The sequence below is a fragment of the Streptomyces sp. NPDC058308 genome, assembly GCF_042880275.1.
Classification (GTDB): domain Bacteria; phylum Actinomycetota; class Actinomycetes; order Streptomycetales; family Streptomycetaceae; genus Streptomyces.
Genome location: NZ_JBHVZA010000010.1, coordinates 234,467 through 248,388, shown reverse-complemented (window position 1 = coordinate 248,388; position 13,922 = coordinate 234,467). Strand labels below are relative to the sequence as shown.

Here is a 13,922-nt window from a genome sequence, read left to right as displayed (position 1 = left end):
ACCCCCTTGTCCCGACCGATCGTTCGGTTACTCTAGCTGTGTCAGAGCGTTCCTGCCCACCGTCCCTGCCCAGCTCGCCGGCTCGACGAAGAGCCGGCCGAGGAGGAGTTGGTCCCGTCATGGCCGCCGAACTCACCGCGCACCAGCTGATCGCCAAGCACCGGCCCACCCTCGACCAGGCGCTGGAGACCATCCGCTCGCGCGCGTACTGGTCCCCCCACCCCGAACACCCCAAGGCGTACGGGGAGGACGGGAGCCTGAGCCTGCCCGAGGGCAAGGCCGCCTTCGACGCCCTTCAGGGCACCCGCTTCGACCTCGACCAGCCCGGCACGGACGACTGGGTGGGCGGCGAAGTCTCGCCGTACGGCCCCGAGTTGGGCATCACCTATCCGCACCCGGACGTCGACACCCTGCTCCCCGCGATGCGCGCCGGAATGCGCGCCTGGCGCGACGCCGGCGCGGAGGTGCGCGCGATGGTCTCCCTGGAGATCCTGTCGCGGATCAGCGCCCGCACGCACGAGCTCGCGCACGCGGTCATGCACACCAGCGGCCAGGCCTTCATGATGGCCTTCCAGGCGGGCGGGCCGCACGCCCAGGACCGCGGCATGGAAGCGGTCGCGTACGCGTATGCCGAGCAGGCCCGCACTCCCGACGCGGCGGAGTGGACCAAGCCCCAGGGCAAGCGCGACCCGCTCGCGCTGAACAAGCGCTTCACGCCCGTGGCGCGCGGCATCTCGCTCCTGATCGGCTGCAACACCTTCCCGACGTGGAACGGCTATCCGGGCCTGTTCGCCTCGCTCGCCACCGGTAACCCCGTCCTGGTCAAGCCGCACCCGCGCGCGGTGCTGCCCCTGGCGCTGACGGTGCGGATCGCCCGCGAGGTCCTCGCGGAGGCGGGCTTCGACCCGAACCTCGTGTGCCTGGCCGCCGAGCGCCCCGGCGAGGGCATCGCCAAGACGCTCGCCCTGCGCCCCGAGATCAAAATCATCGACTACACCGGATCGTCCTCGTTCGGCGACTGGCTGGAGGCCAACGCCCGCCAGGCGCAGGTCTACACGGAAAAGGCCGGGGTCAACACCGTCGTCGTCGAGTCGACGGACAACTACAAGGGCATGCTGGCGAACCTCGCCTTCTCCCTGTCCCTGTACAGCGGCCAGATGTGCACCACCCCGCAGAACCTCCTGATCCCGCGTGACGGCATCCGGACGGACGCCGGCGCCAAGTCGTACGACGACGTGGTGTCCGACCTCGCGGCCTCGGTGAGCGGCCTGCTCGGCGACGACGCCCGGGCGAACGGCATCCTCGGCGCGCTGGTCAACCCCGACGTGAAGACCAGGCTGGAAGCGGCCGCCGGCCTCGGTGAAGTCGCCCTCCCCTCACGGGAGATCGCCAACCCGGAGTTCCCGGACGCCGTGGTCCGCACTCCGGTGATCGTCAAGCTGGACGGCGCCAAGCCGGACGCCGAGGCGGCCTACCTCAGCGAGTGCTTCGGCCCGGTCTCCTTCGCGGTAGCCGTCGACTCGGCGGCGGACGCCGTGGACCTGCTGCGCCGTACGGTGCGCGACAAGGGAGCGATGACCGTCGGGGCGTACACGACGTCGGAGGAGCTCTCCGCCGCCGTGGAGGAGGCCTGCCTCGAGGAGTGCGCCCAGCTGTCCCTGAACCTCACGGGCGGCGTGTATGTGAACCAGACAGCGGCGTTCTCGGACTTCCACGGCTCGGGCGGCAACCCCGCGGCGAACGCCGCACTGTGCGACGGCGCGTTCGTCGCCAACCGCTTCCGTGTGGTGGAGATCCGCAAGGACGCCTGATCGCGACGTGGGGGGCCAGAGGCGGCCCGGCTGCCGGAGGTGTCAGTGCGGCATCTCCGGGGGCCACCCCGAGGACGCCGACCAGTGGAAGAGCGTCATGCCGACACTCGTCGCGAGGTTGTAGCTGGAGACCTGCGGGCGCATCGGCAGGGACACCAAGTGATCGGCGCGGTGCCGAAGTTCGTCCGAGAGACCGCTGCGCTCGGACCCGAAGGCCAGCACGGCGTCGTCCGGGATCTTCAGCCCTCTGATGTCCTCGCCCTCCGCGTCGAGCGCGAAGACCGGGCCCGGCGGCAGCTCCGACACGTCCATGCGCTCCACGGCCGTCGCGAAGTGCAGGCCCGCGCCACCCCGTACGACCGTGGGATGCCAGGGGTCGAGGGTGCCGGTCGTCACGACACCGGTCGCCCCGAACCCCGCGGCGAGACGGATCACCGCTCCGGCGTTGCCGAGGTTGCGGGGGTCGTCGAGCACGACGACGGGCGCCGGCCTGCCCGTACGCCCCAGCGCTTCGAGGTTGGCCGCACGCGAGGGACGTGCCGCGAGGGCGGCCACCGCCGTGGGGTGCAACCGCGGCACGAGGGCGCGCAGCCGCTCGTCCGGGACCTCCACCAGGAGCGCGCCGAGCGCTTCGGTGACATCCGGCGCGAGGTCGTCCGCGAGGGCCAGGACGGCCGACCGGTCGCTGGTCAGCGCGACCGGCACCCGCGCACCGAAGCGCAGCGCATGCTTGATCGCGTGGAAACCGTCCAGCAGCACGGAGGAGTCGGCGATCTGGCGCCAGGCGCGTACGGCGCCCTCGGGGCCCGCCCCGTCCGTGCTGTTCATGGAGTGCAGCCTACGCGCGCGCCGACTCGGTGGGCTCCTCGTCCCGCTTCCCGTCCGCGGCGCGCTGCTCCGGCAGACCGCCGCCACCGGAGAGGCGGCGCAAGCGCGAAAGAGGAGGGCCGGAGAGCGGGAGGCGGGAGAGCGGCAGACGGGAAACCACCCCTCCACGCGCGCGTGCAGCCCAGCCGCCCATACGGCGCAGGAACGTCGTCGGCAGGAACACCGCGTCGGCCGCGATCATCGCCAGCGAGAAGAACGGCAGCCCCAGGACGACCGCGATCACGGCATGCTCCACGATCATGGCCGCAAGGAGGACGTTCTTGACCCTGCGGTTGAAGAGCGTGAAGGGGAAGGCCACCTGTACGGCGACCGTTCCGTACGTCACGAGGAGCACCATGACGCCGTGCGACGCGAGCAGTTCGGAGAGCGCGGGCCACGGAGAGAAGTAGTCGAGGTTCAGCGGGTAGTAGACGGCCGTGCCGTCCTGCCAGCGGCTCCCCTGGATCTTGTACCAGCCTGCTGTCGAATAGATCAGACAGGCCTCGACCATGATCACCAACAGGCCCGCGCTGTGGGCGAGATTGGCCACGACGTCGAGCAGCTTGCGCAGCTCGCTCCCCGGCGCGCGCCGCCCCACGGCCCACCACAGGCCGTGCACCAGCAGCAGCCCCCAGAAGAACAGCAGCCACCCGCCGCTGACCTCCCCCGTGAACGTCACGAAGGACAGGCCGAGCCCGCACACCCACCACAGCGCGGGCCCCGCCCGGTCGACCGGCCGCTCCATCCCCTCTCCACGCGCGCGTGCCGCACGCCGCGCGTCCAGCGACCACACCTGACCGCACCGGGTGAAGACCAGATAGGTCGCCATCAAGTGGATGACGTTGTCGCCACCGTCCCCCATGAAGATGCTGCGGTTCTGCAGCGACAGCACACCGATCATGAAGAGCACGGACATCGCCCGCGTGTGCCAGCCGAGCAGCAGCAGGACGCTGCTGACCATGGCGAGCGCGTAGACGACCTCGAACCAGATCTGCCCGTCCGACCACATCAGGGCGGTGAAGGCGCCGTTGCTCGCGATGAGCTGCTGCGCCATGTCCCAGCTCCAGGGGCCGTCGGGCCCGTACATCTCCTGGCGGTGGGGGAGTTCGCGGAGCAGGAAGAACAACCAGGTGGCGGCGAAGCCGATGCGGATCACCGCGGACTGGTACGGGCCGAGGGCGAACCCGGTGACGCGGTTGAGGCCCCGTGCCAGCGGGTGTTCGAGACGGGTCACCGGGCGATCCCCTTCGTGGGCGAGACGGGCCGGTGCGTGGTCGCGGATGAAGCGGTGCCGGGCGCCCCGCGCACGCTCCGCGCACTGCTCTCACCCTCACTGAGCGGCAGATCCCCGGGCTTCACCGGCCACCAGGGCAGCAGCCGGTACGACGGCTTGGTGGAGATCTTCTCCTCGCTCCACTTCGGCAGCGGCACGTTCGTGGTCTTCGAGCGCAGCTGGACGTTCGCGATCTTGTCGCCCTTGCCGCCCGGAGCCTCCCGGTCGAGCCGCATGTACGCGATACGGCGGACGTAGCGCTCGGAGAGCTGGCCGCGCAGACCGACGGGACGATTCTTCGCGTCGTGCGACCCCACGTAGAAGTCCCAGGCCCGGCGGAGTTCGTTCTGCTGCGTATGGCTGGGCAGCAGGCTGCCGTCGATAGCGGCGCCGTCCTGCGCGGACAGCTCGTACCAGTCCGTGGTCCGCATGGCCCCGTCGGCCGTACGGAGCTCCGCCCGGGCCTGCACCGCGACGTTCTGCTGGAGCGGGTTGGGCGCGAAGAGCTTCCAGTTCTGCTCGAACTCGGGATAGATCCAGTCGTCGACCACGTCGCCGTGCTGCTTGGTCACCGTGTTCGAGGGCGCGACGTGCAGGAAGAGCATTCCTATGTGGACGCAGGCGGCCGCGGCGACGACCGCGAGGGCGCACGCCGCGGCGATCTGATACCCGAGCTTGAGCCCGGCGATACCGACCCGCACTTGCGGCTCGGCTTCGTCCGCCAACTCCGGCCGGTCCGCCGACTCTGGCCCGTCCTCCGGCTCCGGCCCGTCCTCCGGTCCGGATTCGTCCACCGACGGCGCCCCATCCGTCGGTCTCGACCGGACACCCCCGCTGGGCTCGGCCGACGTTACCTGTTCGGCCGACGCCCTCCGCTCGGCCGCCGGACCGGGCTCGTCAGGCACGGCGGGCCCACCGCCCGAGCCCTTGTCGTACCCGTCCATTCCGCCCCGTTCCCCGATCGCGCACCGAACCCTGCCGCCGGAACGGTACTCAGGCCTGCCCGCCACGCACAGCGCCCGTGAAGTTATCCACAGGGTTGACACCTTATGGCGGAGGGCCGCACCATTGAATTCAACGAACCGAACGATCGGTCGGGCGGTTCGCATCAGGGTCGAGGGGGACCGAGATGGCGACAGCAGCCGCACACCAGGCGGCGACGACGGAGCCGGACGAGGCGGCGTCCACCGCCGCGCGCACGGCGGAGCAGCAGACCGCCTTCGACGCGGCGGTCGCCGCCGACGAGCGCATCGAGCCGCGCGACTGGATGCCGGACGCCTACCGCGCGTCCCTGGTCCGCCAGATCGCCCAGCACGCGCACTCCGAAATCATCGGCATGCAGCCGGAGGCCAACTGGATCACCCGCGCCCCCTCCCTGCGGCGCAAGGCGATCCTCATGGCCAAGGTGCAGGACGAGGCCGGTCACGGCCTGTATCTCTACAGCGCGGCCGAGACCCTCGGCACCAGCCGCGACGAGCTGCTCGACAAGCTCCACTCCGGCCGCCAGAAGTACTCGTCGATCTTCAACTACCCCACGCTGACCTGGGCGGACGTCGGCGCGATCGGCTGGCTCGTGGACGGCGCGGCGATCACCAACCAGGTCCCTCTGTGCCGCTGTTCGTACGGCCCGTATGCACGCGCGATGGTCCGCGTCTGCAAGGAGGAGTCCTTCCACCAGCGCCAGGGGTACGAGTCGCTGCTCGCCCTCAGCCGCGGCACCCAGGCCCAGCACGACATGGCGCAGGACGCGGTGAACCGCTGGTGGTGGCCCTCCCTGATGATGTTCGGCCCGCCCGACGACGAGTCCTCGCACTCCGAGCAGTCGATGACGTGGAAGATCAAGCGCCACTCGAACGACGAGCTGCGCCAGCGGTTCGTGGACATCTGCGTCCCCCAGGCCGAGTCGCTCGGGCTGACGCTCCCGGACCCGGACCTGGTGTGGAACGAGTCCAGGGGCCACCACGACTTCGGCCCGATCGACTGGACCGAGTTCTGGGACGTCCTCAAGGGCAACGGCCCCTGCAATGACCAGCGCATCGCCCAGCGCCGAAGCGCCCATGAAGAGGGCGCCTGGGTCAGGGAAGCCGCGGCGGCGTATGCCGGCAAGCAGGCGGCCGCGAAGCGTACGGACGTGACCGGCCCGCACGGCGACGCCGGACAGCACGGAGAGGCGACAGCATGAGCAGCTCGACCGACTGGCCGCTGTGGGAGGTGTTCGTCCGCTCCCGCCGCGGGCTCTCCCACACTCACGCGGGCAGCCTGCACGCCCCGGACGCGGAGATGGCCCTGCGCAACGCCCGCGACCTGTACACGCGCAGGAGCGAGGGCGTCTCCGTCTGGGTCGTGCCGTCCACCGAGATCACCGCATCTTCCCCGGACGAGAAAGACTCCTTCTTCGAGCCGGCCGGCGACAAGCCCTACCGCCACCCGACGTTCTACGAGATCCCGGAAGGGGTGAAGCACCTGTGACCACCCCGGCCCCCTCATCTGCGACCACCCCGGCCCCCCTCGCCGTCGACACCCCGGCCCTCCCCGCTCTGGCCCTCGGCGACGACGCCCTGGTGCTCTCCCACCGCCTGGGGGAGTGGGCAGGACACGCCCCCGTCCTCGAAGAGGAGGTCGCGCTGGCGAACATCGCCCTCGACCTGCTCGGCCAGGCCCGCATCCTGCTCTCCCTGGCCGGCGACGAGGACGAGTTGGCGTACCTCCGCGAAGAGCGCGCCTTCCGCAATCTCCAGCTGGTCGAGCAGCCGAACGGCGACTTCGCCCACACCATCGCCCGCCAGCTCTGCTTCTCCACCTACCAGACGTTGCTGTACGGCCAGTTGGCCGCCGGAGACGGTGAGTTCGCCCCCCTGGCCGCGAAGGCGGTCAAGGAGGTCGCCTACCACCAGGACCACGCCGAGCAGTGGACGCTGCGCCTCGGTGACGGCACGGACGAGAGCCACGCGCGGATGCAGCGCGGACTCGACGCGCTGTGGCGGTTCACCGGCGAGATGTTCCAGCCCGTGGCCGGGCTGACGGTCGACTGGCACAAGCTGCGGGAGAGCTGGACCTCGTCGGTGACGGCGGTCATCGAGCGGGCGACACTGACCGTGCCCGAGGGCCCGCAGTCCGGCGCATGGTCGGCAGGCGCCGGACGTCAGGGCCTGCACACCGAGCCGTTCGGCCGGATGCTCGCCGAAATGCAGCACCTGCACCGCAGCCACCCGGGGGCGTCATGGTGACCACCGCGCCCACCGCCCTGGAGACGGAGCTCCTGGCCCTCGCGGGCTCGGTGCCCGACCCCGAGCTGCCCGTGCTCACCCTGGCCGAGCTCGGTGTGGTGCGTGGTGTACGGGTCCTCGCTACCGGCAAGGTCGACGTCGAGCTCACCCCGACGTACACCGGCTGTCCGGCGATAGAGGCCATGACGGCCGACATCGAGCAGGTGCTGCACGACCACGGCATGTCCGAGGTCTCGGTGCACACGGTGCTCTCCCCCGCCTGGTCGACGGACGACATCAGCGCCGAAGGCCGCCGCAAACTGGCCGAGTTCGGCATAGCTCCCCCGCGCTCCCACGCGACGGACGGGCCTGTCGCCCTGAGCCTGTCGATCCGTTGCCCGCACTGCGGCTCGACCGACACCGAACTGCTCAGCCGCTTCTCCTCCACGGCCTGCAAGGCGCTGCGCCGCTGCGTCTCCTGCCGCGAACCCTTCGACCACTTCAAGGAGTTGTGATGGCCCGCTTCCACCCGCTCCGGGTAGCGGCGGTCGACCGGCTGACCGACGACTCCGTGACGCTGACGTTCGACGTGCCGCCCTCGTTGCGCGAGGAGTTCCGGTTCGCTCCGGGCCAGCACCTCGCCGTCCGCCGTTTCGCCGACGGCACGGAGATCCGGCGTACGTACTCGATCTGCTCCCCGGCTCCGTCCCTCGACGCCCCCGACGAGCCCCGGTCCCTGCGCGTCGGCGTGCGCCTCGTGGAGGACGGCGCCTTCTCCACGTACGCCTTCAAGGAAGTCGCCATCGGCGACGAACTGGAGGTGATGACCCCCGCCGGGCGCTTCACGCTGGACCCGGCCCCCGGCCACTATGCGGCGATCGTCGGCGGCAGCGGCATCACCCCGGTGCTCTCCATCGTCTCGACGCTCCTGGAGCGCGAACCGAAAGCGGACTTCTGCCTCATACGCAGCGACCGCACCGCCGCTTCGACGATGTTCCTGGAAGAAGTCGCCGACCTGAAGGACCGCTGGCCCGACCGGTTCCAGCTGGTGACCGTGCTCTCCCGGGAGGAGCAGCAGTCCGGCCTCGACTCCGGGCGGCTCGACGAGGAGCGCCTCACCCGGCTGCTGCCCGCGCTGCTTCCCGTGGCGGAGATCGAGGGGTGGTTCCTGTGCGGCCCGTTCGGCCTGGTGCAGGGCGCCGAGCGGACGCTGCGCGCTCTCGGCGTGCCCCGCCGCCGCATCCACGAGGAGATCTTCCACGTGGACGACGGCCTCTCCACTGCCCCCACCGACGCCACGGCCCCCGCGCTCGCCGCGCCCGCGCACAGCACGGTGACGGCGACCCTCGACGGCCGCTCCGGCACCTGGCCCGTCATGGAAGGCGAGACCCTTCTGGAGACGGTGCTGCGCAACCGCGCCGACGCGCCGTACGCCTGCAAGGGCGGGGTGTGTGGCACCTGCCGCGCCTTCTGCGTCTCGGGCGAAGTGCGGATGGACCGCAACTTCGCGCTGGAGCCGGAGGAGACGGAAGCGGGATATGTGCTGGCGTGCCAGTCCCGTCCGGCGACGGACACAGTGGAGCTCGACTTCGACCGCTGACCCCGCCCGCCCGCTCCCACCCCCACACCCCTCCCTTCCTCCCTCCCTCCCTGTTCCCTTCCCATAGAACCTGTTCTATCTTGACGCCCCGTCAGGTGCAGAGAATCAGGTCAAGAGAAGCGGAAGAGGCGGCGGAGACGTCGGCCGACCGGTGCGCGGGAGGACTGGCAGTGGACTTCACCTTCACCGAGGAACAGCAGGCCGTGGTCGAGGCGGCGAAGGCACTCTTCGCCGACGTCGTGCCGGACGGAGTGCCCAGCCCCGCCCTCACGCCCGGTGCCGTCGCCGAGGACTTCGACCGCGCCCTGTGGTCCCGGCTCGCCGACGCCGACCTGCTGGGCGTACTCATCGACACCGACCACGGCGGCGTGGGCCTGGACCCCATCGCGCTGTGCCTGGTGCTGCGCGAGGCCGCGAAGGTGCTCGCGCGGGTGCCGCTTCTGGAGAGCAGCGCAGCCACAGCTGTCGTACAGGCCCACGGCGGCGACGAGCTGAAGCGCAAGGTCCTGGCCCCGGCCTCCCGTGGCGAACTGGTCCTGACGGCCGCCGCCCACGGCCGCACCGGACACGACCCGGCCGAACTGGCCGTCACCGCACAGCAGGACGGCGACAGCTGGCTCCTGGACGGCCTGCAGACGGGTGTGCCCTGGGCGTACAACGCCGACCTCGTCGTCGTGCCCGCCCACACGCCGGAGGGCCACACCGTCCTCGCGCTCGTCCCCCGCGAACAGCAAGGCCTCACGCTCGCCGAGCAGTTCTCCACCAGCGGCGAGCGCCTGGCCGAGCTTCGCCTGGAAGACGTACGCGTCCCCGCGACCGACGTCATCGAGGCCGACGGCGCCTGGGACCGGCTGCGGGATCTACTCACCACCGGGACCTGCGCGCTCGCCCTCGGCCTGGGCGAAAGTGTTCTGCGCATGACGAGCGAATACACCAGCAAGCGCGAGCAGTTCGGCCACCCGGTGGCCACCTTCCAGGCCGTGGCCGTGCAGGCCGCCGACCGCTACATCGACCTGCGCGCGATGGAGGTCACCCTCTGGCAGGCCGCCTGGCGCATCAGCACCGGAGCGGACGGCGCCCTGCCCACCGCGGGAGACGTGGCGGTCGCAAAGATCTGGGCGTCGGACGGCGTACGAAGGGTCGTACAGACGGCCCAGCACCTGCACGGTGGCTTCGGCGCCGACACGGACTACCCTCTGCACCGCTACCACGCCTGGGCCAAGCAACTGGAGCTCTCCCTCGGCCCGGCCGCGGCACACGAGGAGGCATTGGGCGACCTACTGGCCGCCCACGCCCTCGGCTAGCCCGCACGCCTCAAGGACCCAGGAACGACCGGCCTCAGAAACAGCGGTTGCCCCAGAAGTGACCGGCCTTGGAAAAAACAAGGCCGGAAAAACGACCGGCCTCAGACCACGGTGCCCGGCTGGCCCTCGTCGTCCACGACGGGCCGCCCGGAGGCCGCCCAGGCCTCCATGCCACCGGCCACGTTCACCGCGTCGATGCCCTGCTGCCCGAGGTACATGGTGACCTGAGCGGAGCGCCCGCCGGACCGGCAGATCACATTGACCTTGCCGTCCTGCGGTGCGGCTTCGGTCAACTCGCCGTAGCGGGCCACGAACTCACTCATCGGAATGTGCAGTGCGTCCGCGGCATGCCCGGCCTTCCACTCCTCGTCCTCCCGGACGTCCAGCAGAAAGTCACCGTTCGCGAGGTCGTCGACGCCGACCGTGGGCACATGAGATCCGAAAGCCATGCCCCGACGCTACCCGACCACCGCCGCCCGACGGACGGACTAAGGCCCTAAGCGGTCAGCCGAGCCAGCTCCGTCTCTCGCTCGGCGACCTGGGTGAGCAACTGCTCGGCGATCTCGTCGAGGAGCGCGTCCGGGTCGTCGGGGGCGAGCCGCAGCATTCCGCCGATCGCGCTCTCCTCAAGCTCCTTGGCGAGGACCGAGAGGAGCTCCTTGCGCTGGGAGAGCCATTCGAGCCGGGCGTACAGCTCCTCGCTGTGGGTGAGCCGCTGCTCCTCGGGCACGGGCCCCGCGGCCCACTCCTCGGACAGCTCACGCAGCAACGCCTCGTCACCGCGGGCGTACGCGGCATTGACGCGCGTGATGAACTCCTCACGCCGCTGTCGTTCGCCCTCCTCCTGCGCCAGATCCGGATGCGCCTTGCGGGCCAGCTCGCGGTAGAGCTTGCGGGCCTCCTCGCCGGGGCGCACCCGCTGCGGCGGCCGCACGGACTGATCGGTCAGCATCGCGGCGGCCTCGGGGTAGAGCCCGTCGCCGTCCATCCAGCCGTGGAACAGCTCCTCGACGCCCGGCATCGGCATCACCCGCGCCCGCGCCTCCTCCGCCTTGCGCCGGTCCTCCGCGTCGCCAGTGCGGGCCGCGGTGGCCTCGGCGATCTGCGCGTCCAGCTCATCGAGGCGTGCGTACATCGGACCGAGCTTCTGGTGGTGCAGGCGGGAGAAGTTCTCCACCTCCACACGGAAGGTCTCCAGCGCGATCTCGTACTCGATCAGCGCCTGCTCGGCCGCGCGCACAGCTCTTTCGAGGCGTTCCTCGGGGCGTTCCTCGGGGCGTTCCTCAGCGCGTTCCTGCGCACGCTGCTCGGAACGCTCTTCGGACCGTGCGGCGGACCGCTCCTTGAGCCGCGCTTTCAGCTGCTCCTTGAGCCGCCCTTCTGCACCCGACCGCTGTGCCCCCTCTGCGGGAGTCTCAGGAGTCTCGGGTTGCGTCGGCTCGGCTTCCGGGATCGTCACCCGTCCAGGGTAGGCCACCGTGGCCCCGGCCCCCGGAAACCCGCGCCACAGACGCCGATCCCTGTCCCTCAGGCCCCGTCCTCCGGCCCTCAGACGCCGGTCTCCGCCGCCACCCGTCCGTCCTTGACCGCGCTCACCAGCAGCGCGTGATCCTCCTCGGTACGGTCCGCGTACGCCGTGGCGAACCGTGCCATCGCCTCGTCCAGCTCGTCGTTCTTGCCGCAGTACCCCGCTATGAGGCGCGGGTCCGCGCTGTGTGCGTGTGCGCGGGCCAGCAGGGCGCCGGTCATGCGGCCGTAGTCGTCCAGCTGGTCGGCGGCAAGCGCCGCCGGGTCCACGCTGCCTTTGCGGTTCCTGAACTGCCGCACCTGGAACGGCAGTCCGCCCACCGTCGTCCACCCGAGCAAGAAGTCACTGACGACCTGCATCCGCTTCTGGCCGAGGACCACCCTGCGCCCCTCGTGGACGCTCTCCGGCGCCTTGAAACCGGCCACCGGCAGGTGCGGCAACAGCGCGGAGGACCGTGCCTCCTTCACCTGGAGCACCAGTGGCTCGCCACAGTGGTCGAGCAGCAGCACCACATACGACCGGAGGCCCACGCTGCCCGTGCCGACGACGCGGAACGCCACGTCCTGGATCGCGTACCGCGCGAGCAGTGGCAGCCGGTCCTCGGTCAGTGTGCCCAGATACTCCTGGAGCCCTCCGGCCACCGCGGCGGCCTCCGCGTCCGGCACTCGCCGGAGCACGGGCGGAGCGTCGACGAAGCACCGCCCGGCGGAGCCGTCACCGCCCTCGACGGCCTCGGTCGCCTTCGCGGCGAAACGGGCACTCGTGTTCTTGCGCGCCTTCTCGGAGACCCGGTCCAAGGTACCGAGCAGGTCACGCGCGTCCGTGTGCGAGACCAGCTCCTCGTCCGCGATGGCGTTCCACGCGTCGAGGACCGGCATCTTCGCGAGCAGCCGCATGGTGCGACGGTAGGACCCGACGGCGTCCCTCGCGGCCTCCCCGCAGACGTCCTCGCCCGCGCCCGCTTCCCGCCCCGCGAGCACCAGGGAGACGGCCAGGCGTTTGAGGTCCCACTCCCAGGGCCCGTGCACCGTCTCGTCGAAGTCGTTCAGGTCGATGACTAGGCCGCCGCGCGCGTCCCCGTACAGCCCGAAGTTCGCCGCGTGCGCGTCTCCGCAGATCTGGGTGCCGATGCCGGAGAGCGGGGTGCGCGCGAGGTCGTACGCCATGAGTCCGGCGGAGCCTCGCAGGAACGCGAAGGGTGAGGCGGCCATCCTGCCGACGCGGATCGGCGTGAGCTCCGGGAGCCTGCTGCGATTGGACTCCCGCACGGCGGCCACGGGGTCGGGACGCCCGCCGTCCACCGCGAACTCCGCGTGCGAGGCACGGGGCACCCGCTCCCGCAGCGCCTTGCCCTCCCGCTTGGGCGACCCCTGCGCCGGCCACTCGGCGAACCCCGGCACCGGCGGCACCCGCTCACCGCGCTGCTCCGGCCCCCGCCGCTTCCCCTGCTGCCCCTGTCGTCCTCGCTGCCCGGGAATCCTCCCGCCGAGCTCCACCATGCCCATCGCCCCCGCCGGTCATCGGCCAACCCCGAATCCGGCCTCGACCGTACCGCCGCCCGCCACCGGCCGTCAGAGCCTGTGGATAACTTCGGTGACATACATCACGGCCCCCGTCGGCGCCCCCCCCGGGGCTCGCACGTCCGGGCATGCAAAAGAAGCGGTCCTCCTCCGGACTTTCGTCCGAGGGAGGACCGCTTCCTCATGGTGCGCGAGGGGGGAGTTGAACCCCCACGCCCTTTCGGGCACTGGAACCTGAATCCAGCGCGTCTGCCTATTCCGCCACCCGCGCATGGGTGTTGTCTTTGGGTCTCTCACTGTGTGGTGCGAGCGCCTGCCGACATCCAGAAGATTAGCACGCTGCAGGGGGTGGATTCACATCCGTTTGGCGGGGCACCTGCCCAGGCAGGCCGGTCCGGCAGGCCGGTCCGGGGGCGGGCTCGCCTCGCCCGGCCCGGCACCCGGAGGAAACCCGTCCAGCCCGGCACCCGGCCCCCGTCTCCCCCCGCACGCCCCACCCACGAGCGCCCGTCCCGCCCCCGACCCGCCCGAGCCCGGTGAGCTCCACAGCCAGGTGCGGGACACTGGCTCTGGGCCCCCTCTACGATCCGTTGTAAAAGGAGGCTCGAGCAGGCGTCCCGCGCAACTGCCCGTACGGGGTTCCGGGGCCACGGATCAGGGCTCTCTCAGGGGTCCTGGGAGGATCCTCAGGACCCTGGTGCGGGCATGTCTTGTGAGAGGCGACACTCGTCGACTGGGCGGACAGGGGGAACCAGCCGATTTCCCGGCGCGTGGATACGATCAGTAAGCAGTACCAGGATGACTACGACGGAG

Annotated in this window: 13 protein-coding genes and 1 tRNA gene; 7 read left to right on the top strand and 7 right to left on the bottom strand. The window is 70.9% G+C overall.

The genetic code is table 11. The features are described from left to right. Positions 1 to 119: 119 nt before the first annotated feature. Positions 120 to 1,811: a phenylacetic acid degradation protein PaaN gene (gene paaN / locus ACFVYL_RS16685; RefSeq protein ID WP_389716341.1), complete on the top strand. Its 1,692-nt coding sequence runs from the start codon at positions 120 to 122 to the stop codon at positions 1,809 to 1,811. 42 nt (positions 1,812 to 1,853) lie between these two features. Here the strand turns inward: paaN and ACFVYL_RS16680 are convergent, their stop codons facing one another. The 3 genes from ACFVYL_RS16680 to ACFVYL_RS16670 are packed head-to-tail and all read right to left on the bottom strand — an operon-like array spanning position 1,854 to position 4,895. Next, complete coding sequence (locus ACFVYL_RS16680; RefSeq protein WP_389716338.1) at positions 1,854 to 2,639, bottom strand: TrmH family RNA methyltransferase; 786 nt, start codon at positions 2,637 to 2,639, stop codon at positions 1,854 to 1,856. Between the two features lie 10 nt (positions 2,640 to 2,649). Continuing rightward, positions 2,650 to 3,912 carry an HTTM domain-containing protein gene (locus tag ACFVYL_RS16675; protein WP_389716335.1) on the bottom strand — a complete coding sequence of 421 codons (1,263 nt, stop codon included), beginning with the start codon at positions 3,910 to 3,912 and terminating at the stop codon, positions 2,650 to 2,652. Then, positions 3,909 to 4,895 (bottom strand): DUF5819 family protein, encoded by a 987-nt coding sequence (locus ACFVYL_RS16670; protein ID WP_389716333.1) that lies wholly within the window; start codon positions 4,893 to 4,895, stop codon positions 3,909 to 3,911. Before ACFVYL_RS16670 ends, ACFVYL_RS16675 begins: the two co-directional genes overlap by 4 nt. A 185-nt stretch (positions 4,896 to 5,080) precedes the next feature. Here ACFVYL_RS16670 and paaA point away from each other — a divergent pair, with 185 nt between their 5' ends. From paaA to ACFVYL_RS16640, 6 genes are all read left to right on the top strand, one after another. After that, a complete protein-coding gene (paaA, locus tag ACFVYL_RS16665) occupies positions 5,081 to 6,133 on the top strand; it encodes a 1,2-phenylacetyl-CoA epoxidase subunit PaaA (protein ID WP_389716330.1) in 1,053 nt (350 codons plus the stop codon). Next, a complete protein-coding gene (gene paaB, locus ACFVYL_RS16660) occupies positions 6,130 to 6,420 on the top strand; it encodes a 1,2-phenylacetyl-CoA epoxidase subunit PaaB (protein ID WP_361896546.1) in 291 nt (96 codons plus the stop codon). Before paaA ends, paaB begins: the two co-directional genes overlap by 4 nt. Next, a complete protein-coding gene (gene paaC, locus ACFVYL_RS16655) occupies positions 6,417 to 7,178 on the top strand; it encodes a 1,2-phenylacetyl-CoA epoxidase subunit PaaC (RefSeq protein WP_389716328.1) in 762 nt (253 codons plus the stop codon). The genes paaB and paaC overlap by 4 nt, the downstream gene beginning before the upstream one ends. Continuing rightward, entirely contained in the window at positions 7,172 to 7,672 is a 501-nt protein-coding gene (gene paaD / locus ACFVYL_RS16650) for a 1,2-phenylacetyl-CoA epoxidase subunit PaaD (RefSeq protein ID WP_389716326.1), read from the top strand. Before paaC ends, paaD begins: the two co-directional genes overlap by 7 nt. Continuing rightward, positions 7,672 to 8,757, top strand: a complete 1,086-nt coding sequence (locus ACFVYL_RS16645; protein WP_389716324.1) for a 2Fe-2S iron-sulfur cluster-binding protein — start codon at positions 7,672 to 7,674, stop codon at positions 8,755 to 8,757. Before paaD ends, ACFVYL_RS16645 begins: the two co-directional genes overlap by 1 nt. 170 nt (positions 8,758 to 8,927) lie before the next feature. After that, positions 8,928 to 10,061 carry an acyl-CoA dehydrogenase family protein gene (locus ACFVYL_RS16640; protein ID WP_389716323.1) on the top strand — a complete coding sequence of 378 codons (1,134 nt, stop codon included), beginning with the start codon at positions 8,928 to 8,930 and terminating at the stop codon, positions 10,059 to 10,061. Between the two features lie 101 nt (positions 10,062 to 10,162). Here ACFVYL_RS16640 and ACFVYL_RS16635 read toward each other — a convergent pair whose 3' ends face one another. The 4 genes from ACFVYL_RS16635 to ACFVYL_RS16620 form a co-directional block, all read right to left on the bottom strand. Continuing rightward, entirely contained in the window at positions 10,163 to 10,492 is a 330-nt protein-coding gene (locus tag ACFVYL_RS16635) for a rhodanese-like domain-containing protein (protein ID WP_389716405.1), read from the bottom strand. A 65-nt stretch (positions 10,493 to 10,557) separates the two neighbouring features. Beyond that, the gene (locus ACFVYL_RS16630; protein ID WP_389716403.1) at positions 10,558 to 11,301 is read right to left on the bottom strand and encodes a hypothetical protein; all 744 of its coding nucleotides are present in this window, start codon (positions 11,299 to 11,301) and stop codon (positions 10,558 to 10,560) included. Between the two features lie 308 nt (positions 11,302 to 11,609). Then, positions 11,610 to 13,094: a DUF2252 domain-containing protein gene (locus ACFVYL_RS16625; RefSeq protein ID WP_389716320.1), complete on the bottom strand. Its 1,485-nt coding sequence runs from the start codon at positions 13,092 to 13,094 to the stop codon at positions 11,610 to 11,612. Positions 13,095 to 13,293: 199 nt separating this feature from the next. Continuing rightward, a tRNA-Leu gene (locus ACFVYL_RS16620) sits at positions 13,294 to 13,380 on the bottom strand. Positions 13,381 to 13,922: the final 542 nt, after the last annotated feature.

Bases quoted from the DNA above. Each gene is read 5' to 3' on its own strand.
- paaN (WP_389716341.1), top strand. From the start codon at position 120: ATGGCCGCCGAACTCACCGCGCACCAGCTGATCGCCAAGCACCGGCCC.
- ACFVYL_RS16680 (WP_389716338.1), bottom strand. From the start codon at position 2,639: ATGAACAGCACGGACGGGGCGGGCCCCGAGGGCGCCGTACGCGCCTGG.
- ACFVYL_RS16670 (WP_389716333.1), bottom strand. From the start codon at position 4,895: ATGGACGGGTACGACAAGGGCTCGGGCGGTGGGCCCGCCGTGCCTGAC.
- paaA (WP_389716330.1), top strand. From the start codon at position 5,081: ATGGCGACAGCAGCCGCACACCAGGCGGCGACGACGGAGCCGGACGAG.
- paaB (WP_361896546.1), top strand. From the start codon at position 6,130: ATGAGCAGCTCGACCGACTGGCCGCTGTGGGAGGTGTTCGTCCGCTCC.
- paaD (WP_389716326.1), top strand. From the start codon at position 7,172: ATGGTGACCACCGCGCCCACCGCCCTGGAGACGGAGCTCCTGGCCCTC.
- ACFVYL_RS16645 (WP_389716324.1), top strand. From the start codon at position 7,672: ATGGCCCGCTTCCACCCGCTCCGGGTAGCGGCGGTCGACCGGCTGACC.
- ACFVYL_RS16625 (WP_389716320.1), bottom strand. From the start codon at position 13,094: ATGGGCATGGTGGAGCTCGGCGGGAGGATTCCCGGGCAGCGAGGACGA.